Here is a 21,794-nt window from a genome sequence, read left to right as displayed (position 1 = left end):
TACTCGCCTCACTTGATGAGTGGGATGTGCGTTCACTCGTCCGGATGGTCTATGGGGGAACAGCCTTACGTCTGAAGCGGATTGAGTCGTATACTCCTCCCGCCGCCACGCGTAAAAGCGGATCAATTTGACAATCCGGACCAATGCGACGGGCGTTCAACGGGCGTATTCCTTGGCGATATCCGCGATGTACTGCCGCGTCTGATCCGCATTCAGGGCCTGCGCGCGCAGGTGTTCGTACATCACGCTGTACCGCTGCACATCATTCGCCTTCTCCAGATAAAGGTCGCTCGTCACGCCCTCGATGTAGACCACGCTGGAGTCCGACGCGTCGGGGAATTCGAGAATCGCGTAGTGCCCGCTGATTCCGGGATGCGCGCCCATGTCGAAAGGGAGCACCTGAACCGTCACATGCGGCAACTGCGACTGCTCCACGAGGTGTTCGAGCTGCTCGCGCATGAGCTGACGGCTGCCGACGACCCGCCGCAGCGCCGCCTCGTCGACCACGGCCCAGAGCCGCAGCGGCTCCTCGGGCGCGTTGATCCGGTCCTGCCGCCGCATCCGTACCCCGACGCGCTTCTCCACATCCGGTACGGCCGACTCCGGAAGCGCGCCGTTGATCAGCGCCTCGGCGTACGGGCGGGTCTGGAGCAGCCCGGGAACCACCTGCGGTTCGAACACGCGCAACGAGGCCGCGTCCGTCTCCAGGCCGATGTAGACGCTGTACGGGATGTCGCCGAAGGCGTGCCACCAGCCCTGCTGGCGGGAGTCCTTGGCCATTTGCATAAGCGAGTCGACGATCCGGCTGTCCTCGACGTCGTAGACCCCGCAGAGATCCCGTACGTCGCGCTGGCTGATCGAACGGCGGCCGTTCTCCAGCCGGCTGATCTTCGACTGGGAGACCAGCAGGCGTTCCGCGACTTCCTCGGCCGTCATGCCCTTGAGTTCGCGAAGCCGGCGCAACTCCTGGCCCAATCGGCGTCGCCTGACGGTGGGATTGACGTTGGACGCCACGGAAACTGCACCTCCGGCTGTGTAGCTGTAGCTGTACGTATCTACTGCTCAGCAGACTGCCACCAAAGGTCCCGGCTGCGCTGGGAAATGGCTACAGAGGTGATTGCGCCGTTCTGCGCGCCGCGCCGCGCGCCCCCGCGCGCGCCCTGGCGCCGGTGCGGGCTTCAGGGCCCCTCTCAGGGCTTCGGGAGCCCCGTGGAGCCCTGGCCAAAGGTCTGGCCCTTTGTCGGGGCCCCAGGCGCCCGTGGGGCGGCCGCGAGGTGGCTGTGGCGCGGCCGTGGGGTGGCTGATACGCGACGCGCGGGGCAGCCGGATGGTGTTGGCTGCCCCGCGCGTCCTGTGCGGCTCCCGAACCGGGTCTGGCCCGCTGTACGACGACGGCGGTGCGTCGGCGCGGCGGAGTGCGGTGTGTCAGTGCGCCGGCACGCGCGCCATGCCACCGCGCTGCGGCTGCATGGGCACGCCACCGACCGGCCGCGCGCCGACCGGAGCGCCGGGGGCGCCCTGGGCCGGGTTACGGCGCGGCTGTGCGCCCACCCCGTTCTGGACGTCCATCACGGCGTGCGCCACGAGACCGCCCATCGGGTCGTGTCTGATCAGGTCCCGGAGCCGGGAGCGCGACGAGCGCCCCTCGTTCCCGGGATAGAGGTGCTTGCCGAGTCCGACCGCATGGGCCAGCGCGGCGAGCGCCGCGGTCCGCGGGTCCGGCGGAACGCCGGTGCGGATCGCGCTGTCCAGCCGGGACCTGATCTCCCGGCTGATCGCCGTCTCCGTCGCCTGGTAGCGAGTCGTCGGCAGCACCCCGCACATCTGGCCCGCGACGGCATGCACCATGCCGCACCGTTCCAGATGCGAGAGATAGGTCTGGCGCAGCCCCAGCCGGGGCCCGCCGATCCAATGGACCGCCCGAACCGGGCTGCCACGTCTGCGCAGCAGCTCCAGTGCGGAGTCCAGAGTCGGATCTCCGGTCGGCCGTGGCATCACCACGGCGATACGATCCCCGTCAGGGGCTATCCGTCCTGCCAGAGCCAGCTCTACTAGCTGTGCTCCGGCCAGGCCGAGGTCGAGCGACTGCGGCTGCGCTGTGGTACCCGTGGCCGGGTCCAGAGCGAGCAACAGAAGCTCCTCCGGAATTGTTCTGCGGCTCCTGCCCATCCATGCCTCCCCGCGTGGATGAATGACAGGGTGACCCCTCTCACAATGGTCTGTCGAGGGTGCCTGGGTGCTTTGTGCGGGAACCGTTATGTATGTCGTTCTCGTCTAGCACTCGGGCCGAGGTCCCAGAGCGGGACACTGATAGATGCTTCGGACAGTGCGGTTTACGGCGCATGAGACATGAAGGAGACACGGTGGCGGGCGAGTCCCCCGACAAATCGGATCAGCGGAAGTCGTCGGGGGAGACGACTCCTGGCGAACGTGACCCGAGGCTTTCGGTCTTCCGTGAATCGGCCGCGGCCGTGCCGGACCGCAGAGACGGGGGCGAGGGGACCGAGGGGTCGGAATCCGCCTCGGGGGTGTCGACGAAGGTTGCGACCGCAAATCGGGACGAGGGCTCCGCGACGGAACCGGAGGACGGCCCGGCGGCTGCCGGGGGCGCGGCGAGCGCGCCCCCGGAGCGCCCGAAGTCCGACAACCGGACGATGACCTTGAAGGGCGCCGGGTCGCCTTCGTGGGCGAGGCCCGAGTCCGAGTCGGAGAGGGCGGAGAAGGCCGGGGACGCCTCGGCCGGCTCGCCCGCCCCTGACGGGAAGAAGGACGGGGAAGAACCCGGGAAGGCGCCCGAAGTGGGGGCCCAGGAGCCGGAGAAGCCGCGAGCCGCGAAGGACTCCGAGGAGCCGAAGGAGTCCAAGGAGTCCCCGGAGTCGAAGGACTCCGACGACTCCGACGACTCCAAGGCGGCGGCGAAGGCGTCCAGGAGCGGGGGCGGCGACGACCGGCCCGCGCCTGCTTCGGGGTCCGGATACGAGCCCGGGGCCAAGGCCGAGCCCGAGTCCGGGGGCAAGTCCGGGGCCGGTTCTGGATCTGAGCCCGGGGCCAAGTCCGAGTCCGGTTCCGGATCGGAGCCCCAGTCCAAGTCCGAGTCCGGTTCCGGATCGGAGCCCCAGTCCAAGTCCGAGTCCGGTTCCGGGACCAAGGCCGGGTCCAAGTCCGGGGCAGGATCCGGATCTGAGCCCGGGTCAAAGTCCGAGCCGGGGGCCGGGTCCAAGCCTGGGCCCAAGCCGGGGTCCGAGTCCAAGCGCGGATCCGACCCCGAGTCCAAGTCCAAGCCCGTATCCGACCCCGAGTCCAAGTCCGGCTCCAAGACCGAGCCCGGGGCCAAGTCCGGGGCCGGGCCGGTCGATCAGGCCACCGCTGTCTTCAAGACCCTTCCCAAGCCCACCACCGACCAGCCCACCACCGCGCTGAAGCTGCCCAAGTCGGCCGACGTGGCCGAGGCCCCGGCGGAGCGGACGAGTACGTTCGTACCCCTGCGCCGTGACGACCGTCCGGCCCCGGCCGCGTCCCCGGCGGCCCCCGCGGCGTCCAAGCCGGCCCAGGCACCGGCTCCGGCTCCGTCGCCCGCGCCGTCCGGTTTCCCGGAGGCCGAGCGGACCCGGCAGCAGCCGTTGCCGCCGATGCCCCCGCTCGACCTGCTCGCCGAGCTGACCAACAAGCCGGCCCCGCCGGAGACCCCGGTCCGCACGATGGTCCGCCGGGTCAAGATCTGGACGCCGCTGGTGCTGCTCGCGGTGGTCGTCTTCGCCGTCGTCCAGGCGGTACGGCCGCTCCCCGCCCCGGAGCTGATGCTCAGCGCGGACTCCGAGTACTCCTTCGACGGCGACAAGCCCACGCTGCCGTGGCCCGACCACGGGCAGGGCGCCATGTCGGTGGCGGGGCTCGGGGCGGTGGACTCCTTCGGCGAGCAGAAGCCGGTCCCGATCGCCTCCGTGACCAAGTCGATGACGGCGTACATCATCATGCGGGACCACCCCATGAAGGTGGGTCAGGACGGTGCGATGATCCCGGTCGACGCCCTGGCGGAGAAGGAGGGCGGCTACGACGAGTCCGGCAACGAGTCGACGCTGAACACGATCAAGGAGGGCGACAAGCTCTCCCAGAAGGACGCCCTCAGCGCGCTCATGATCCCGTCGGCGAACAACGTGGCCCGGCTGCTCGCGCGTTGGGACGCCGGTTCGCAGGACGCGTTCGTCAAGAAGATGAACGACGCGGCCGAGGAACTCGGGATGAAGGACACGAAGTACACGGACCCGTCGGGTCTGGACGCCACGACCGTCTCCACCGCGTCCGACCAGGTGAAGCTGGGGCTGGAACTGGTGAAGATGCAGGCGCTGATGGTGATCACCCAGCTGCCGCAGTGGACCGACCCGTCCGGCAAGACGTGGCCCAACTGGAACACCCTGGTGCCCTACAACGGCGCCATCGGGATAAAGACCGGTACCACCACCAAGGCCGGCGGCAACCTGCTCTTCGCCGCGACCAAGGACGTCGAGGGCACGAAGAAGCAGTACGTCGTGGGCGCCATCCTCGGCCAGCGGGGCCCCTCGATCATCGACGCGGTCAACGCGGCGAGCAAGAAGGTGCTGATCGACACGCGTGAACTGCTGGTGTCGCAGACGGTGGTGAAGAAGGGCCAGACGGTCGGCTACGTCGACGACGGCCTGGGCGGGCAGACCCCCGTCGTCGCCACCAAGGACCTGACGGCGGCCGGCTGGCCGAGCCTGAAGATCTCCCTCGGGGTGACGGACGGCGGCAAGGCGGTTCCGCAGACGGCGGCGGCCGGCACGGTGGTCGGTCAGCTGACCGTCGGTTCCGGACCGGGCCAGGTGACCGCACCGGTCGCGCTCCAGGAAGACCTGGTCGAGCCCGGCTTCGGCGCGAAGCTGACCCGCGTCGGCTGACCGGTCGCCGGAAGCGGTGTGAAGGCCGGTGGCCCCGGAGCATTCGTGCTCCGGGGCCACCGCCGTAGGGCCGCACGTGACGGCCTCGGAGCCCGCGCCTGCCGTACGCGCCAGCCATACGTGCTAGCGTCGCGAAACGGACATCTGTTGGGCACTGCCCCGTCATCTGCCCGGCCTGCCGCTCGACCGGCCGCCCGGGCAACTGATCGCCCCGGGGTCGGCGTCCTGGAAGATGCGGGCGTCCTGCAAGGATGCCGGGGTGGGCACACCGGGCCACGGGCCACGAACTACGCGTGACGAATGACGGGCTACGGAGAAGAGCTTCGGGCGACCGCGGGACCGCAGGACCGCGCGGCGGATCGACGGTGGGACGGGAAGACGTGGAGAGCCGAAGTGACGACCGCTGAGCCGCCGCGCGCCGACGGCGGCGCCGTCCCCGGTGCGCCCGCCGCCGAGGCGCGAATAGATCTGCCCGCGGACCGATCCGCGGTACCGACCGAGGGACCGGCCCCGGAGCCCCCGACGCACCGATCCGCGAGCCCGGCCACGGAGCCGGCCACGGAGCCCACGGAGCCCACGGAGCCCACGGCGAATCCGGGCACCGGGCCGTCCACGAGGCCGGCCCCGGGGCTCACGGACGCGTCCGTGAGCCCCGGGGTCCCCGGCGGAGGCGGGCGGTTCCCAGGGGCCCGGGAGCGGGTGCGGCGGCATCCCGTCCTCTTCGCCACCCTCGTCGCCGCGGCCGTCCACGTCCTCTGGTTCTTCTTCTTCGCGAACAGCGGCGGCGACATCGCCGCCCAGGACGCCTGGGCCGAGTTCGTGGGCCGCCACCCCGACTCCGCGTACAACCTCGCCTGGTACGGCGGGATGCACCCCGTCTCGTACAGCGTCGTCTCGCCGTACCTGATGTCGGTCCTCGGCGTCCGCTCGACCATGATGGTCGCCGGGACGGTCTCCGCCGCCCTGACCGCGCTGATCCTCGTCCGCGTCCCGGCGGTCCGTAACCCCGTCGCGTGCGCGCTCGCCGGGGTGTTCGCGTTCCTGTGCAACGCGCTCTCCGGGCGCGTCACCTTCGGCCTCGGCGTGATGTTCGCGCTCGGCGCCGTCGCCGCCGTGTTCTGCTGGCCTCACCGCTGGCGCCGCAAGCGCTGGCTCAAGGGCGTGGCCGCCGCGCCGCTCGCCGCGCTCGCCACCGCCGCCAGTCCGGTCGCCGGGCTGTTCCTCGGTGTCGTGGCCGCCGCGCTCTTCCTCAACAAGCGCCGCCCCGGGGCCTACGCGCTCGGCCTCGCCCCGGCCGCGGTCGTGGCGGTCTCGGCCTGGCTGTTCCCGTTCTCCGGCACGCAGCCGATGTCGGTCGGCACGGCCTCGCTGCCGTTCCTCTTCTCCGTCCTCACCTTCGTCCTCGTCCCCGGGGAGTGGCGTACGGTCCGGGTCGCCACGGCCGTCTACGGCTCCGGTGTGCTGCTCACGTACGTGATCGACTCGCAGATCGGCTCCAACGTCTCCCGGTTCGCGATGATCGTCGGCGGGGTGGTGCTGCTCGCCGCCCTGCCGTACACCGCACCGCGCACCCGCCGCTGGTACGCCCTGGTCGTCGCCTTCGCCGGGCTGAACTTCTGGATCGGCTTCAAGGGCGTCGACGACATCGTGCGGACGGCCCCCACCGCCTCCTGGGCGCGCGAGCTGGCGCCGCTGGTCAACCAGTTGCAGCGCAGGGGCGCGGACAAGGGCCGCGTCGAGGTCGTGCCCGCCAGCAGCCACCGCGAGTCCTCCGCGCTCACCCCGTACGTCAACCTCGCCCGGGGCTGGAACCGGCAGGCCGACATGGAGCGCAACCCGCTCTTCTACGACGACACCCTGACCGAGACGACGTACCGGGACTGGCTGGACCGCTGGGCCGTGCACTACGTGGTGCTGCCCGAGGGCCGGTTCGACGACGGCGCCGCCGTGGAGGCCGAGCTGGTCCAGGGCGGCCTGCCCTATCTGGAGCGCCTGTGGGGCGACGCCAACTGGACGCTCTACGTCGTCCAGGACCCGACGCCGCTCGCCGACCCGCCCTCGGTCGTCGAGCGGGCGGGCGCGGAAGAAGTGACGATCCAGGTGAAGTCCGCCGGGCGGGTGCTCATCCGGATCCCGTACTCGCCGTGGCTCGCGCTGGTCGACGAGAACGGCAAGCGGGTGCTGCCGCCGCAGGAGACGGCCGCGTCCAAGGCGGCCGGGGAGGCGGACGGGAACAGCCCGAAGACCTTCACCAACCCCAACGGCTGCCTGCTGAAGGCCGAGACGACCGCGCAGGGCGACGAGTGGACGGAACTGCTCGCCCCCCGGGCCGGGGTCTACCGGCTGGCCGCGCCGTACCAACTGCCGCGCGGGACGGGCTGCCCGGAGGAACTGCGCTGAGCCGGATGCTCGCCGGCCCCGGCCCCGGCCCCGGCCCCGGCCGCCCTGCGCCGGATGGCCGACCCCAGCCCGCCCCGATCAGCGCCATCAGGCGTCCACGCCGACGGAAATGCGGGCGGCCCGCACGTCCCCCGGGTAGCCGCGGGGCCACAAGGTCTCGTGCGTAGCGGGCAGCGGGTCCCTGACGGCGCTGGAGGCCGACGATGTGCCGGACGACCGCCTTCGCTTCGGCCGGGGCCGCGGACCTGCCATCGCGCATCAGCCGGCAGGCCGGCATCCGGAGAAGCCGCACGTCCTCGTGCCCGGCACCGCAACCAGCGCCGGGCGTCAAGAAGGCCGGTACGCCTACCGCGTGGCGAGTTCGCGTACCGTCGCCATGTCGCTGAACGGCAGCAGTTCCTCTTTGACGATCTGGTGGGGCTCGCTGCCTTTGCCCGCGATCAGGATGACGTCGCCGTGCCCTGCGGCGGACAGGGCGAAGGAGATGGCGCGGCGGCGGTCGGCGAACCGCTCGAAGGTGGTGCCGCTCGCGAGCAGGCCGGGGACGATCTGATCCATGATCGCCCGGGGGTCTTCGTTCCGGGGATTGTCCGAAGTGAGAACGCACAGGTCGGAGTAGGTGCCGGCGATCTCCCCCATCCGGGCGCGCTTGGTGACGTCCCGGTCCCCGCCGCAGCCGAAGACCGTGACGACCCGGCCGGAGGCGAAGCCGCGGATGGTGGTCAGCACCTTCTCCAGTGAGTCCGGGGAGTGCGCATAGTCCACGATGACGGACGTGCCGTCCGGGGTCTCGTAGCGTTCGAACCTTCCCGGGATCGGGGGCAACTGCTCAAGCGCGGCGACCAGTCCGGCCAGATTGTGGCCGATGAGGTGGCAGGCTGCGACAGCGGCCAGTGCGTTGGAGACGGAGAACCGTCCAGGCACGGGGATCGCCGCCGGATACTTGTGGCCGGCGTGGTGCAGGGTGAAGCGGGTGCCGACGGCGTCCATGGTGAGGTCGGTCGCCCGGTAGTCCGCCTCCTCGTCGATGCCGTACGTGACGACCGCGCCGGGCATCATCGCCCCGATGCAGGCTCCGACCGGGTCGTCGGCGTTGACCACCGCACGCCGGCACAGTCCCTGGAACAGAAGCAGTTTGGCGTCCCGGTAGTTCTCCATGGTGCCGTGGTCGTCCAGGTGATCCTGCGTCAGGTTGGTGAACACCCCTACGTCGATGAACGAGTGGTCGAGGCGGTGGGTCAGCAGGCCCATCGACGTGGCTTCGAGCGCCACGGTGCCGGCACCGCGGTCGCGCATGCACCCGAGCAGATACTGGAAGTCCGGCGACTCCGGTGTGGTCAGTACCGACCTCGGCATCGGGATCAGTTCATCGCCGATCCGGCTGCCGCCCGTCCCGATGACCCCCACCCTGGCGTGCTCGGCGATCCTCAGCACCGACTCCACCATGGAGGAAACCGATGTCTTCCCGTTGGTGCCCGTGACGGCCACCATCTTCATCTGCCGGCCTGGCTCCCCGTGGTAGCGGGAGGCCACGACCGCGGCCGCCTTGCGCGTGTCCGCGACTGCTACGACGCATACACCAGCTGCCGATGCCCAGGTCGCGACCGGAAGTTGCGCCGTCGCGGAGTCGATGAGTACCGCCACCGCGCCGCGTGCGAGGGCCGGTCCGATGGACTCGGGGCCGCCCTCGCGATGACCGGGTACCGCGATGAACAGGGATCCCGGAGCGGCGCGGTGAGCGTCGAAGCAGATGCCTCCGGTGATCCTCGTCTCCGGATCGCCCTCGATGATTTCATGATCGTGCCCGGCGAGCAGCTCGCTCAACTTCACAAGGGTCCTCTCGAAGATGCACCGGCTGCCGGTCGTCCGGCGGTCGGCGCGCAGGCGGCGCCAGGGCGCCGAAGGGTGACAAAGTAGGAAATTATGGCGAGGACCGTCGCCGTGCGGTGACAGAGGTGGGGAGGGGCGGCCGCGCAGAAAATGGTCCGCATACAGGGGCGGAGTGACCTGGGAAATGCCGAGAATCGCCCGGAATCGCTAGCCGTGACCGTGCAACGCGCGACAGTGGATCGCCGGCGCGTTCACCGGGTCGACGGCCGTCGCGCACGCGGCGGACGGGCACAGGGCATGAGCGGCCTGGGAAAGGCACTCCCTCACTGCGCATGTGCGACCCATGTGTGGAGTGTACGTCCAGCCGCAAGGGCGATCGCCCACCGCTCGTTCGCACATCTGCGTTACTGCTGCCGGGCTGTCTCCGGCACCCGCCCGTGGCTTTTGATGTCACTCGCCGCTTGTCCCTTCAACTGAGGAAGGCGGAAAGGCACCGTCGTCGGAGCTCGGCTGCGTCTCTTGCGTACGTGCTCTTCCGCTGTGACTGCTGTGGCCGTGCACGGGCTCGGTGCCAGGCCGGTGACGGAGCCGGAGGCTGATCAGCGCGGTGATCGTGAAGGCGGCGACCTGATAGAGCATGGCGTGCCGGAACGCGGTGTCCGCATCGGCGGCGGGGGCGTAGTAGGCGAGTCCGGCCGCGGTCACTCCGACGGATCCGCCGAACTGCTGTGCTGTGGGCAGCAGTCCGGAGACCGAACCGGCGGCGGGGCCGTGCACCTCGGCCAGGACCAGGGCGAACACCGACGCGGTGAAGGCGCCGAACGCGGCTCCGCCGACCGCCAGCACGGGCAGTGCCGCCTGGCGTCCCGTCGCCGAGCCGACGAGCGGGCCCAGCGCCAGGCACATCCCGGCCAGCACCAGGGACGCGACGGTGAGCGCCGTCGGCCCGTGCCGGCGGGTGAGAGCGGGCGCGGCTCTGCTGCCGACGACGGCGGCGGCGGCGAACGGTGCCGACGTCAGCGCGGCGGCCAGGGCCGAGTACCCGACGGCGGACTGAAGGTGGAGGAAGAGCAGGTAGGTGAAGGAGGGCACGCCCGTGTTGAACACGAACACCAGCAACGTGCCCCTCCGCGCCGACCGGTCACGCAGCACCGCGGGATGGATCAGTGGGTCAGGCCGGTGCGGGAGGCTCCGGACGAAGTGGCCGAGGGCGGCGACAGCCACGGCGAAACCGGCCCACGTCCACCAGGGCCAGCCTGCTTCCCGCCCCAGCGCCAGGGGCAGGACCAGTGCGCCGGCTCCCACGGTGACCAGCAGCGCACCCAGTTTGTCGACGCGGAGTCCGTCCGCCCCGCGGGTGCGGGGCAGCGCGGTCGCTCCGGCCAGCGAGGCGAGCGCCACCGGCACGGTGAGGAGCATCACCGGCCGCCAGCCGAGGCCGAGGAGATCGGCACCGAGGACGAGGCCGCCGATCAGCGGCCCGGCCAGTGACGCGACGGCCATGGTGGCGCCGTACAGGCCGAAGGCGCGCGGCCGGCGTGTCGCCGGAACGGCGGTCTGGATGAGCGACAGGACCTGGGGGGCGACCAGACCGCTGCCCGCGCCCTGCACCAGCCGGGCCGTGATCAGCGATGCGGCGTCGGGGGCACACGCGCCGGCCAGCGAACCCGCGGTGAAGACCACGGTGCCCGCCACGAACAGCCGGCGGTAGCCGTACCGGTCGCCCAGCCGTGCGGCGGGGATGAGCAGGCACGCGTACGTCAGGGTGTATCCGGCGAGGACCAGTTGCACGGCGCCCGGACCGGCGCCCAGGCCGGCCTGTATCGCCGGAGCGGCCACCTGGGCGACAGTGACGTTGAGCAGTTGCACGAAAGTGGCGCTGAGCACCACCGGCAGCACGAGGCGTCCGCCGCTCACGGCAGCAGGGCCGCGGCGAGCTCACGGGGCCGGGCGGCGAACGGGCTGTGGCTGCCCGGGAGGGTGCGCACGGTGAACGGGTTGCCGGGCATGGTCCGGTCGGCTTCCGCGATCATCAGATCCTGCACGGCCGTCGGCAGCGCCCGGTCGTCCGCGCAGCGCAGGAAGGTCCGCGGGACGCGCCCCCACCGTCCCGGAGTCACGATGACCGGGGTGGTGGGGATCGCCAGCGGCAGATCGGGGCTCAGTGCCGAGCGCCAGCGGTCGAAGCGGTCCGGAGCGGTGTCGTGGTAGTGAGTCTGCCGCAGTTCCTCGACGTAGGCGGGATCCTGCGAGAGCGGGTTGATCCGCACGGCGCCCAGTTCCCCGGGGTCGCCGAGGTTGAGGCTCCTGCCCCGTGCCGTGGCGTTCTCGGGCGAGCCGAGGTAGTCGAAGAATCGCGGCCGTCCGGCGGGCACGAAGGCGGAGAGGTAGACGATTTCGTCGACGAGTTCGGGTGCCCGCTCGGCGGCCAGTGACGCGGGGCCGCCGCCCGCACTGTGTGCGACGAGCACGACACGACGGTGGCGGCGGGCCTGGCGCAGCGTGTCCAGCACCGCCTCGGCGCTGTCGTCCATCGTCACGGTGGCGAGCGCGGACTTCTCGGTCGACAGGCCCGGCTGGCCCGGCTGGAGGTATCCGCTGGGCAGTGGCGCGTCGAAGCCGTGCCCCGGCAGATCGACGGCCATGCTCGCGGCACCGAGTGCGGCGAGTGCGCGCTGCGTCGCCGCCCACTGCCCGGAGCCGTGCCAGGCTCCGTGCACGAAGACGAAGACGGTGTCTGGGGAGGAAGGATCAGTCATGACCGCATTCCACGCGCCCCGGCCCCGATCATCCAGCGAAAGATCTGACAAGCTGGCCGACGATACATTCAAGATATGACCGGGAGGCCGGCATGGAGGCGCGGCACCTGCGGTACGCACTGACCCTCGCCGAGCACGCACACTTCGGCCGGGCCGCCGGTGCGCTGGGCATCGCACAGCCTCCGCTGTCCAAGCAGATCGCCGACCTCGAACGGGAAGTGGGCGCCCGCTTGTTCGACCGCACCCGCCAGGGGGTGTTTCCGACGGCTGCGGGCGCGGCCTTCCTCTCCCGGGCGCGCAGGGCGCTCGACGAGATCGCGGCGGCCTCGGTCGACGCGGCCAGGGCGGCGCGCGGCGAGACGGGCCGGCTGCGCCTGGGGTTCATCGCCTCGGCGCTGCTCGAACCCCTGCCGGACGTCCTCGGCCGGTTCGGCAGCGAACGGCCCGACGTGCGGCTGGAACTGCACGAGATGGCGACCAGGCGCAGCACGGCCGCGCTCGTCGCCGGCGAGCTGGACGTGGCGATCGGCCTCGGCCGGCCAGGGGGCGTCGGGGCCGAGCAGTTGGTATCGGTGCCGATCGGGCACGACCACCTGGTCGCGGTCGTGAGCAGCACACACCCGTACGCGGGTCAGTCGTCGGTGGACGTGGACCAGCTGCGGCGACAGCCGCTGATCGTTGCGCCGGGGGAGGACGAGCCCGCCGTCGCCACCGGGCTGCGGACCCTCCTGGGCAAGGACTCCCCGGCGCTCTCCGGCGCGACCGTCGCGAGGGACATCCACACCATCATCGGCCTCGCCGCATGTGGTGCAGGCGTCGGTCTGGGGCCCTCCCGCATGCTGGCGGCCCCACGACGGGGCACGTGGTTCTGCGAGGTGACCCCGCGCACGCCTCTGCCCGATCTGGTCCTGTCCTTCAGCGCCCGGGACCGTTCCCCGGCGCTGAACGCCTTTCTTGACGTCATCCGCGATAACTGCCCCGACGTCGGTGCCGCGCTCGACCACCGGCTCGGCCCACGCGGACCGCGAGAAGAAGGCGACCGCGACTCGACCCCTACCTGACGGCGTTGGCGTCAGTACGCCAATCCGGCCCGGCCGAACGCCGGTTCACCAGTCCGGCGACTCGTACGCTGAGTCAGCGTACGGGTACACAGGGTGGACTGGTGTGGTGACTCCACGTCACCATGTCCGGGTTCAGAGTGTGCGTCGAGGCGGGTGTGCGGGAGGTGTCCTGGCATGGCGGACGAGATCGGCAGTACGGACGGGACGGGTGAGATCGGTGGACCCGGTGGGGCGGGTCCCTGCCCCAGCGGAGTTGAACCGGAAAGGTCGGACAGCCTCAAGGCGTTCGGCGAGGTCGTCAAGGCCTTCCGGAAGCGGGCGGGCCTGACCCAGGAGGAGTTCGCCCCGAGGGTCCAGTACTCGCTGCAGACGGTCGCCTCGATCGAGCAGGGCAGGCGGTTCCCGCAGCGGGCCTTCGTGGAGCGGGCGGAGGAGGTCCTGGACGGATTCGGGGCGATCAGGGGCGCGGCACGGCACCTGTCGCGGAAACCGGGGCTGGCGAGCTGGTTCAGGCAGTGGGCGCTGCTGGAGGCGGAGGCGCTGAATCTGTACACGTACGAATGCCGCCTGATTCCGGGCCTCTTGCAGACGGAGGCGTACGCGCGCACGCTGTTCGTGGAGCAGTTGCCACTCTTTGACGACGATCAGATCGAGGCGCAGTGGGCGGCGCGGGCGGAACGGCAGCGGCTGCTGCGGGAACGGCCGAACACGACGTACAGCTTCATCCTGGAGGAGCACCTGTTCCTGCGGCGGACGGGCGGGGCGGAGGTGACGCGGGGGCTCGTCGAGCATGTGCTGGAGATCGCGGAGTTGCGGAATGTGGAGATCCAGGTGATGCCACAGGTGCGGGAGTCTCATGCGGGACTCGACGGACCCATGCGGCTGCTGGAGAGCCCGGATAACCGGTGGTTCGCGTACTGCGAGGGCCAGGAGAGCGGACAGTTCATCTCCGACCCCAAGGTGGTCAGCAAGCTCCAGATGCGGTATGCCAGGATGCGGTCGCAGGCTCTCTCCCTCGAAGACTCCCTGAGCCTGTTGCGGCGGATGCGAGGAGCATGATGAGCACCATGGAACTGGTCTGGTTCAAGAGCAGTTACAGCAGTGGCGGTGACGGTGACTGCGTCGAGGTCGCCCTCTCCTGGCACAAGTCCAGCTACAGCGGTGGTTCCGGTGACGACTGCGTAGAGGTGGCCACCTGCCTCGACACCGTTCACGTCCGGGATTCCAAGGTGCGGCAGGGGCCGCAGCTCGCCCTCGCACCGGCGGCTTGGAGCAGCTTCCTCTCGTACGCGACCCGGGCCTGAGCTTCGGCGTATACGTACGAGCGCCCCGCCCCGGAGCCGACTGGTCCAGGCGCGGGGCGCTCGCGGTGGTGTGCTGTGCGTCAGAGGCGCTTGGCGGCTCGCAGCAGTGCCGCGTAGAAGCCGTTGCCGTCCAGGCGCGAGGTGCCGCCCTGGTCGCCGATGGTCGGGCCGTTGACCTCTTTGCGGCTGGAGACGAAGATCTGGTGGCCGTCGGTGTCGTTGCCGACGTACAGGCCTACGTGGTCCATCCGGTTCGCGGTGCGCTTGTCCATCTTGAAGAACACCAGGTCGCCCGGCTGGAGCTTGCTGGTGGAGTCCGGCCGCTTGTACCAGGGGGCGGGGCCGCCCAGCTTGTAGATGTCCACGCCGACGTCCGAGCGCGTCATGCCGTTGGCGGTGCGCGGCAGTCCGTCGCCGGCCTTGTCGCTGGACATCAGCGGGTAGCGGGCGCGGTAGCCGAAGACCGTCCTGATGAAGCCCGAGCAGTCCATCGCGCGGTAGCGGGCCTGCTGCGGCTGCTTGGTGGTGCCGTCGCGGAAGGTGTACGGGATGCCGAGGTAGTCGTAGAAGTCGGACTGCTCCAGGCGGTTGCCGGGGGTGCTCTCGTCGATCGGCCCGAAGTTGGCGTCGCCCGCGTACGGGACGCCCTCGTCGTCCTTCTTGAGCGGCGCGCCCTCCAGGTACTGGAAGGCGTACGCGAAGATGTCGTCCTCCTCGCTGCCGTAGAACTCCTTGAACCAGTCCTTGAACCACTTCTCCTTCTCGGCGCCCTCCGTCCACACCTCCGGCATCAGCCGCACCCAGTTCTCCGTGACGACACGGGACTTGGTGTTGGTCGGCTCGTCGAAGGTACGGCTGGGGCCGGTGAGGGTGGCGGTGCGCGCGCCGTCGGTGAAGGTGGCGAGGATGTCGCCGTCCCCGCCGCGCAGCACCGAGCGCTCCGGGCTCTTCAGCCGCTCCCAGGTCTGCTCGCCGGTCGCCTTGGACCCGTTCGCCAGCTTGCCGGGGGTGTCGGTGATCGCCTGGACGGCGGGCGCCTTGGCCTGCTCGTCCTTGCGGAGTTCTACGGTGAGGTAGGCGCTGCCGGCCAGCAGCGCGAGGACCGTCGTGGCATGCAGGACCGGGCGGCCCCGCTTCTTGGACTTGGCACTCATGACGAATCGGCTCCCGTGGGTGGGCTGGTCAGGCTGACGGCAGTGCGCCGAGCAGGATGCCGGCGGTGAGGACGACGTAGGCCGTGAGCGTGACCGTGCCGGTGGCGAGGATGGTCGCGCCCTTGGGCTGGCGTACGAGCTGGTACGCGATCAGGCCCGGGACGATGAAGCCGAGCGTCTGGTTGGCGTACATGAGGGGGAACTCCAGCGACAGCACGATCATCACGGTCCCCTGGAGGAGCACGCCGATCATGACGACCGCGGAGAACAGGCGCTTCCCGTAGAGGATCACGAAGCGCTGGACGAGCAGCGTGCTGACGTACGTCAGCACGGTCACGCCGACCACCATGGCGGCGCGCTGGAGGTCCTCGACGAGGGTCAGCGCGAGCCAGCCCGGGGTGATCATGCCACCGGGGGAGAGGTTGGTGGTGAGGTAGCAGATCAGGGAGAACATCAGGCCCAGGCCGATGCCGATCGCGGCGATCTCGGGGGTGAGGACTGCGGGGATCAACGGAGCTCTCCTGGGTTCTGCCGCGGGGTCTGGTGGGACGAGGGGTGCTCCGGGTGCTCCGGGTGCTCGCCGTCGGGGAAGTGGTGCTGCGCCTGCTGCTGTTGGCCGTGCGGATCCTGGTAGCCCTGAGCCTGGTTCTGGACCTGGCCTTCGTTCTGGCCCTGGTCCGGCATCTGGACCGGTTCGAACGCGCCGCGCGGGCGCGGCACTTCGGTGGCGGGGCGCTGCTGGTAGCGCTGCTCGTACGCCTCGGAATAGGGGCGGAACGGGTCGAGGCGCGGGGCGTAGCGGGGCAGTGCCAGGGTCTCGTCGTGGCGGGGGTGCGCGGCGGGCTGCGGGGTCTCCTGCCCGCCCTGCCGTACGTCGGCGGGCGCGGGCGGGAGGGCGCGGAGCGCCGGGGCGGCGGCAGCAGCGGGCGCGGACACCACCGGGATGGCGACGGTGCCGGCCGCGTCGGGCGCCGGGTCGGGCGTGGCGGCGGAAGGCGTCCGTACCGTACCGGTGCCGCCCGTGCCTCCGGATCCGCCGGGGGTTCCGGCGGGTCCGTCCTCTTCCTCGGGGTCCGGCGTCTCGTCCGCGGGCAGTTCCGCGAGGTGCTCCAGCAGCAGCTCGCCCTGGCCGTGGATGTTGCCGATCGCGACCAGCGAGGACTCCTGCCCCAGCATCCCCAGCAGCTCGCGCATGAACTCCTCGGGATCGCGCTTGTCGCCGCCCAGGTCGACGGCGTGCGAGCGCCACTCGGCCGGGATCGCGTCGATGGCGCTCTTCGCCGGGTGGCCGATGACGAAGACCTTCTCCGGCTCCAGCTCGGGGATGATCTCGCCCATCTGGCCGTTGCGCTCGACGCGGTCGGGACGGCAGTTGATGACCACGTTGAGCGGGCGGGAGATCGCGCCCAGGTCGAGGAGCTGGTTGATGTTCATCAGCGTCGACTCGGGGTCGTTCGCCGCGAAGACGTTGGCGAACCGCAGCTTCTTGCCGTCCGGCGTGAGGTAGCGCTCGACGGAGAGGACACCCGGGTCCGGCGGCGCGTCGTACATGCCCTGGAGCGCGGTCTCGCGCTCGACGCCCATCAGCTCGGCGACCTTCAGCGCGATGGCCACGTTCTCCTTGAACGTGAACCAGCTGAAGCCGCGCAGCTCCTCGTCGGAGACCGTCTCGGGGTCCGCGTAGATGAGCTGGCAGTTACGGGCGTCCGCCTCCTCCTGGAGGATGTCGAATCGATCCTTCTCCGCCGTGACGCAGATGCCGTCCTCCGGCATGGAGCGCGACAGCGAGCGGGCCACGTCGTCCAGGGTGGGGCCCATCTCGGCGAGGTGGTCCTCACGTACGTTGCAGAGCACGCCGATCGTGGAGCGGATCAGCTTGGACTGGTTGATCTCCTGGAGCGCGGGCATCACGGCCATGCACTCGATCACCAGCGCGTCGGGGTTGTACGCGGCGGCCCGCCGCACGATCCCGATCTGCTCCACCACGTTGGCGATGCCGAACTTGCGGTAGACGGGCTCCTCGGTGGCGTCCGGGTGGATGAAGCGTGCCGCGGTGCCGGTGGTCTTGGCGACCGTGACGAGGTCGCCGCCGCGCAGCGCGCCCGCGCAGAGCCGGGTGATGGAGGACTTGCCGCGGATGCCGTTGACGAGCACCCGGGTGGGGATCCGGTTCAGGTTGGTGAAGTGCCTGCGCTGTTCGACGAGTCCCGCGACCAGCAGGATCGTGCTGCAGATGAGCAGCACGAAGTAGAGGAAGAGCACGGTCGGTCAGTTCCTTCCGGCGAGGGCGGACGGCGCGCCATCGCGCTTGCGTTGCTCCTGGAGCTGCTGGCGCAGCAGTTCCAGGGAGCGGGCGATGGCGCCGACCTCGTCGTGGTGGCGCGGGTAGAGGACGGTACGGCGGTCGCCGTCGGCCAGCGTCTCGGCCTGCTTGGCCAGGTCGCGCAGCGGACGTACGACGATGATGTGCAGCCAGCCCAGGCAGCCGACGGCGGCCGTGACACCGAGCAGCCCGGCGAGGACCGTACGGTTCTGCGCGCTGTACTCGGGGATGGCGAGTCCGGAGGCGGGCTGCCAGCTCACGACGGACCAGCGCAGCTCCTTCGCCACACCGCCGCCCGCGAAGGGCGCTGCGGCGGCGATCTGGATGCCGCCGCCGCTGCGGTAGAGGACGCTGCTGGGCTTGGCGCTCAGGCCGACCTGCTGGTTGGTGCCGGCTACGAACGAGTCGAGCCGCTTGGACGGCAGCTTCTCGAAGGCCAGGTAGCCGGTGTTCGAGCCGAGGACGCGCCGTTCGGCGTCGACGATCCGCACCTGGCCGAGGCCGGGCCGCTTCAGGAGCGAGTTGAGGAAGTCGACGCGGAACTCACCGACGACGGCGGCGCCGTCGCGTCCCGGCAGCTCGGCGTAGCCGGCGATGCGCGGTTCCTTGCTGTCGGTGTCGAGGACGGTGAGGGGGGCCGCGCCGGGCTTCTGTCCCTCGGGGTGCTTCGGTGCGTCGCCGGCCTTGGCGATGACCTTGCCGTCACCGGAGAGGACGTACATCGACTGGTAGCGCGCGTGCTCCTCCATGGTCCGCTCCAGGACGGCGGACATGGCGTCGGGCTCGGTCCTGTCGCCGATGAGGGTGGCGACGGAGACGATGTCGGCGTGGCCCTCGTTGAGGGCGCGGCGCACCCGGTCGGCGAGGGTGTCGGTGCGCTCGCGCTGGTCGTTGACGATCTGCTGCGGTACGACGACGGAGTCCCCGGCGCGGTTGAGCAGCAGCATCATCGGGGCGGACCAGACGAGCAGCAGGATGCCGCCGGTGGCGAGCAGCGCGCGGGTGCCGACGCGGCGTCCGCGGCGGCGGCGCGGCGCCTTGCCGCCGGGGCCGTCGCCGTTCGGGCCGTCGCCGTTCGGCGCCGTGGTGGGCGCGCCGTCCGCGGTGGCCTCCGGCGTCTCGCCGAGGAGCTGGCGGCGCAGCCGGTCCAGGGCGTGGCCGATCCGCCGCGCCTCGCCGAAGCGGGGCACGGTGACGGGCCGGGTGAGGTCGCCGCGGGTGAGGCGGCGGCTCTCCAGGAAGAGCCGGATCAGGGGGCGCTGGACCGTGCCGAGCAGCAGGGTCACGGCGAGCGCGCCGATGAGGAGCAGCGCGGCGGCCGAGAGCAGGCCGAACAGCGGGCTGTTCACGCGGCTGGTGTTCTCGGGGACGGTGACGAGGGAGACGACGGAGAGTCCGAGGCCGGTGGCGTCGGTGGACTCGCCCGCCTCGGGCGCGGCCAGCGAGGCGTACCCGGCGATCGGGCGCTCACCACTGATGCGCTTTCCGGTCATCGTCCCGCTGACGCCGAGGAAGCCGCCGGAGCCGGGCTCCTTGGCCTTGAGGGGGTTCTCCGCGGCCTTCTCGGCGCTGCGCTTCGCGAAGGAGGCGAGCTGCTTCTTCGTCTGCTTGACCTCCTCCTCGACCGTGTCGGAGGGGATCTTCTCGGGGACCGGGATGCCGTCGCTGCTGAGGATCTGGCCGCCCGAGTCGACGACGGCGATCACCCGGAACTTGCCGAGGCTGACGCCGGGGAACTTCAGGCTGTTCGAGGTGACCAGGAGCTGCTGCGGCTGTCCCTCCCAGGAGAGCAGGGCGAAGGTGAGCAGCCGGGTCTCGCCGTTCTTGAGCCGGACCATGCGGGGCGCGAGGCCGCCGGGGTCGGCGAGCTTGTCCCGGTCGACCGCGAGCAGCGGTACGTTCTCGCCGCGCGCGGCGAGCAGCTTGCCGGACTTGATCTCGACGACGGCCGAGCCGCGCCACTTCTGGTAGACGCTGCCGAGCTTGTCGAGGACGGTGTCGGCGGAGACCGGGTCGCCCGCGTTGAAGAGGGCGGCCGTCCGGTTGAGGTCGGTGATCGACTCGTCCAGCGAGGCGCGCAGCGCGATGGCGCCGTCCTCGGCGAAGTGCTGCTGAGAGGTGAGTACGGCCTCGGGCAGCGGGTCCTTGATGGGGTTGCCGAGGCCGAAGGCGGTGAGGGCTGCCAGCGCGAGCAGCAGGGCCGAGAGGGCCGCGATCGGTGGACGTATGCCGCCCAGTAGCGACATATCGGCCCGTTTGCGGACCTTGTGCCGCCGCTTCGCAGACGACGCGGCCATGCGGGTACCTCTCTCAGGACGGTGTGTGCGGGCACAGCTGGTGGCGGCCACGCGGCGGGCGCGGGGCCGGTTTCAGACAGGGCGATGGGGGACGGACGGAGGCGTGAGAACACTGCCCCTGTCGCGATACGAGCCCCCGTCGCGATATGAGGACCGGTCAGGCTCTCGAATGGTTGTCCCTGACTCGAACTAATTCATGTGTGATCTGTGTTACAGGTGGTGTGCGCGTGGGTAACGCGCCCGGCTCGGGGTATACGGCGCGCCCACGGGCCGGTGGGCCCATGGGCGCACGGGCACCTCACCCGGACCGCACAGTTCACTCAGAGTTCGCCCGGGGCGCCTGGCAACTCAGGGCAGGGCCTGGTAACTCGGGGCGGCCCCAGGCCCGGGCCCGGGGCGTTCGACGGCGTGGGCGGGCGGGACGCCTCAGGCGGCGCCCGGTCATTCGGGCAGGGACTGGAGGGGCGTCAGTCCGTCCTTCTCCGCGCCACGGTTCAGCATCGTCCCTTGTGTACGGTCGAAGGCCAGCCGGTAGCGGGCGAGCTGCTCCTGGGTGTACTTCTTCCCGTCGGCGCCCTTGCCGTCCTTGATCGCCTGCACCGGGTTGAGCAGCCGGAAGTCCGTGACCGCCCCCGGCGGCAGCGAGTCCGGGTCCTCGTGGTCCTCCGGGGCGGGCGGGGTGTCCACGTACGTCGGCAGGTACTGCGGCCGTACGTCCCACTCGCCGCCCCGCTTGGTGAAGGTGAACCAGCCGATGACGCCCTCCTCGGACACACCGCTGGGCACCTCGTGCCGGGCGACCTGATTGCCCAGACCGTAGGCGAACCAGGTGCCGCCGACCTTCTCCATCGGCTGCACGACATGGGCGTGGTGCCCGATCACCAGGTTGATGCCGGTCTTCTCGGCGATGCGCCGGGCGAGCTTCATCTGCGCGGTGCTGGGCTCCTGCTGGTACTCGCGTCCCCAGTGGACGCTCAGGATGACGACCTCCGCGCCCGCCTTGCGCGCCGCGCGCTCGGCGGCGGCGATCGCCTTGAAGGAGGTCTTGTTGACCAGCCAGGGCTTGTCCGCGGGCACCTCGTGCTTGACGAAGCCGAAGGCGAAGGAGATCTGCGCCACCTTCACGCCCTTGACGTCGACGATCAGCGGCGTCTCGGCCTCTTCCTTGGTCCGGGCGGAGCCGGTGTGCTTCAGGCCGGCCGCGTCGAGCGTGTCGAGCGTGCGCTTCACGCCCTCGGGGCCGTGGTCGATCGAGTGGTTCGACGCCGTCGAGCAGGTGTCGTACCCGATGTCCTTGAGCGTGGTGGTGATCTCCGGCGGGACCTGGAAGTTCGGGAAGCCCTCGTACGGGCCGCCCTTCTTGGCGATCACCGGCTCCATGTGACAGATCGCCAGGTCCGCCTTGCTGATCACCGGCTGCACGCCCGCCAGCAGGGGACCGAAGTCCAGCCCCTTGCCGTTGCCGCCCGGCGCCTTCGCGTCCTTGACGGCCTGGTCGATCAGGGGCGGGTGGATCAGTACGTCACCGGCCGCGGCCACCGTGAACGACGGCCCTTCGGCCTTCGCCCCGTCGCTCCCGCCCGATCCGCCGTCGTCGCCCGCGCCGAGTGCGGAACACCCCGCGACGGCGGTGGCGAGGGCGAGGGCCGCGGCGGCGCGGAGGGTGGTGCGCGCCGCCGTGCGCAGGGCCGTGCGGGGCACTGCGCGGGACAGGGGGAGGGATCTCTTCACACCGGTATTTTGACCCGCATAT

At 70.8% G+C, this 21,794-nt stretch carries 15 protein-coding genes; 5 read left to right on the top strand and 10 right to left on the bottom strand.

The annotated features are described in order from the left end of the window. Window positions 1–156 precede the first annotated feature (156 nt). Together ACFXKG_RS01060 and ACFXKG_RS01055 are read right to left on the bottom strand one after the other, a co-directional pair. On the bottom strand, window positions 157–1,014 hold the full coding sequence (locus ACFXKG_RS01060; protein WP_384830284.1) for a helix-turn-helix domain-containing protein: 858 nt from the start codon (window positions 1,012–1,014) through the stop codon (window positions 157–159). Window positions 1,015–1,425: 411 nt separating this feature from the next. Continuing rightward, complete coding sequence (locus ACFXKG_RS01055) at window positions 1,426–2,169, bottom strand: GPP34 family phosphoprotein (protein ID WP_384830281.1); 744 nt, start codon at window positions 2,167–2,169, stop codon at window positions 1,426–1,428. Window positions 2,170–2,654: 485 nt separating this feature from the next. Here ACFXKG_RS01055 and ACFXKG_RS01050 point away from each other — a divergent pair, with 485 nt between their 5' ends. Both ACFXKG_RS01050 and ACFXKG_RS01045 read left to right on the top strand, forming a co-directional pair. After that, entirely contained in the window at window positions 2,655–4,913 is a 2,259-nt protein-coding gene (locus ACFXKG_RS01050; protein ID WP_384830278.1) for a D-alanyl-D-alanine carboxypeptidase, read from the top strand. Between the two features lie 393 nt (window positions 4,914–5,306). Then, window positions 5,307–7,313 carry an MFS transporter gene (locus tag ACFXKG_RS01045; protein WP_384830275.1) on the top strand — a complete coding sequence of 669 codons (2,007 nt, stop codon included), beginning with the start codon at window positions 5,307–5,309 and terminating at the stop codon, window positions 7,311–7,313. A 345-nt stretch (window positions 7,314–7,658) separates the two neighbouring features. On the opposite strand, the gene ACFXKG_RS01040 is transcribed toward ACFXKG_RS01045, so the two are convergent. From ACFXKG_RS01040 to ACFXKG_RS01030, 3 genes are all read right to left on the bottom strand, one after another. Next, complete coding sequence (locus tag ACFXKG_RS01040; protein ID WP_384830272.1) at window positions 7,659–9,143, bottom strand: UDP-N-acetylmuramoyl-L-alanyl-D-glutamate--2,6-diaminopimelate ligase; 1,485 nt, start codon at window positions 9,141–9,143, stop codon at window positions 7,659–7,661. 450 nt (window positions 9,144–9,593) lie between these two features. Continuing rightward, a complete protein-coding gene (locus tag ACFXKG_RS01035; RefSeq protein WP_384830269.1) occupies window positions 9,594–11,060 on the bottom strand; it encodes an MFS transporter in 1,467 nt (488 codons plus the stop codon). Then, the gene (locus tag ACFXKG_RS01030; protein WP_384830265.1) at window positions 11,057–11,902 is read right to left on the bottom strand and encodes an alpha/beta hydrolase; all 846 of its coding nucleotides are present in this window, start codon (window positions 11,900–11,902) and stop codon (window positions 11,057–11,059) included. Before ACFXKG_RS01030 ends, ACFXKG_RS01035 begins: the two co-directional genes overlap by 4 nt. 92 nt (window positions 11,903–11,994) lie before the next feature. On the opposite strand from ACFXKG_RS01030, the gene ACFXKG_RS01025 reads away from it, so the two are divergent. From ACFXKG_RS01025 to ACFXKG_RS01015, 3 genes are all read left to right on the top strand, one after another. Next, the gene (locus ACFXKG_RS01025) at window positions 11,995–12,963 is read left to right on the top strand and encodes a LysR family transcriptional regulator (RefSeq protein ID WP_384830262.1); all 969 of its coding nucleotides are present in this window, start codon (window positions 11,995–11,997) and stop codon (window positions 12,961–12,963) included. Window positions 12,964–13,137: 174 nt separating this feature from the next. Next, window positions 13,138–14,022 (top strand): Scr1 family TA system antitoxin-like transcriptional regulator, encoded by an 885-nt coding sequence (locus tag ACFXKG_RS01020; RefSeq protein ID WP_384830259.1) that lies wholly within the window; start codon window positions 13,138–13,140, stop codon window positions 14,020–14,022. Continuing rightward, window positions 14,022–14,267 (top strand): DUF397 domain-containing protein, encoded by a 246-nt coding sequence (locus ACFXKG_RS01015; RefSeq protein WP_384830256.1) that lies wholly within the window; start codon window positions 14,022–14,024, stop codon window positions 14,265–14,267. Before ACFXKG_RS01020 ends, ACFXKG_RS01015 begins: the two co-directional genes overlap by 1 nt. A gap of 80 nt (window positions 14,268–14,347) precedes the next feature. Here ACFXKG_RS01015 and ACFXKG_RS01010 read toward each other — a convergent pair whose 3' ends face one another. The 5 genes from ACFXKG_RS01010 to ACFXKG_RS00990 form a co-directional block, all read right to left on the bottom strand. Beyond that, window positions 14,348–15,421, bottom strand: a complete 1,074-nt coding sequence (locus tag ACFXKG_RS01010; protein WP_384830251.1) for a C40 family peptidase — start codon at window positions 15,419–15,421, stop codon at window positions 14,348–14,350. Window positions 15,422–15,449: 28 nt separating this feature from the next. Further along, window positions 15,450–15,932: a poly-gamma-glutamate biosynthesis protein PgsC/CapC gene (locus ACFXKG_RS01005; protein WP_382886346.1), complete on the bottom strand. Its 483-nt coding sequence runs from the start codon at window positions 15,930–15,932 to the stop codon at window positions 15,450–15,452. Further along, window positions 15,929–17,683 carry a poly-gamma-glutamate synthase PgsB gene (pgsB, locus tag ACFXKG_RS01000; protein WP_384830248.1) on the bottom strand — a complete coding sequence of 585 codons (1,755 nt, stop codon included), beginning with the start codon at window positions 17,681–17,683 and terminating at the stop codon, window positions 15,929–15,931. The genes ACFXKG_RS01005 and pgsB overlap by 4 nt, the downstream gene beginning before the upstream one ends. Window positions 17,684–17,689: 6 nt before the next feature. Next, a complete protein-coding gene (locus ACFXKG_RS00995; protein ID WP_384830245.1) occupies window positions 17,690–20,041 on the bottom strand; it encodes a HAMP domain-containing protein in 2,352 nt (783 codons plus the stop codon). Between the two features lie 441 nt (window positions 20,042–20,482). After that, window positions 20,483–21,772 carry a CapA family protein gene (locus ACFXKG_RS00990; protein ID WP_384830242.1) on the bottom strand — a complete coding sequence of 430 codons (1,290 nt, stop codon included), beginning with the start codon at window positions 21,770–21,772 and terminating at the stop codon, window positions 20,483–20,485. Window positions 21,773–21,794: the final 22 nt, after the last annotated feature.

Source organism: Streptomyces sp. NPDC059255 (assembly GCF_042752355.1).
In the GTDB taxonomy this organism is placed as follows: domain Bacteria; phylum Actinomycetota; class Actinomycetes; order Streptomycetales; family Streptomycetaceae; genus Streptomyces.
The sequence above is the reverse complement of the archived record's forward strand: the minus strand, read 5'-3'. Positions and strand labels throughout refer to the sequence as shown.

Bases quoted from the DNA above. Each gene is read 5' to 3' on its own strand.
- ACFXKG_RS01015 (WP_384830256.1), top strand. From the start codon at position 14,022: ATGAGCACCATGGAACTGGTCTGGTTCAAGAGCAGTTACAGCAGTGGC.
- ACFXKG_RS01025 (WP_384830262.1), top strand. From the start codon at position 11,995: ATGGAGGCGCGGCACCTGCGGTACGCACTGACCCTCGCCGAGCACGCA.
- ACFXKG_RS01050 (WP_384830278.1), top strand. From the start codon at position 2,655: ATGACCTTGAAGGGCGCCGGGTCGCCTTCGTGGGCGAGGCCCGAGTCC.
- ACFXKG_RS01010 (WP_384830251.1), bottom strand. From the start codon at position 15,421: ATGAGTGCCAAGTCCAAGAAGCGGGGCCGCCCGGTCCTGCATGCCACG.
- ACFXKG_RS00995 (WP_384830245.1), bottom strand. From the start codon at position 20,041: ATGGCCGCGTCGTCTGCGAAGCGGCGGCACAAGGTCCGCAAACGGGCC.
- ACFXKG_RS01020 (WP_384830259.1), top strand. From the start codon at position 13,138: ATGGCGGACGAGATCGGCAGTACGGACGGGACGGGTGAGATCGGTGGA.
- ACFXKG_RS01055 (WP_384830281.1), bottom strand. From the start codon at position 2,169: ATGGGCAGGAGCCGCAGAACAATTCCGGAGGAGCTTCTGTTGCTCGCT.
- ACFXKG_RS01030 (WP_384830265.1), bottom strand. From the start codon at position 11,902: ATGACTGATCCTTCCTCCCCAGACACCGTCTTCGTCTTCGTGCACGGA.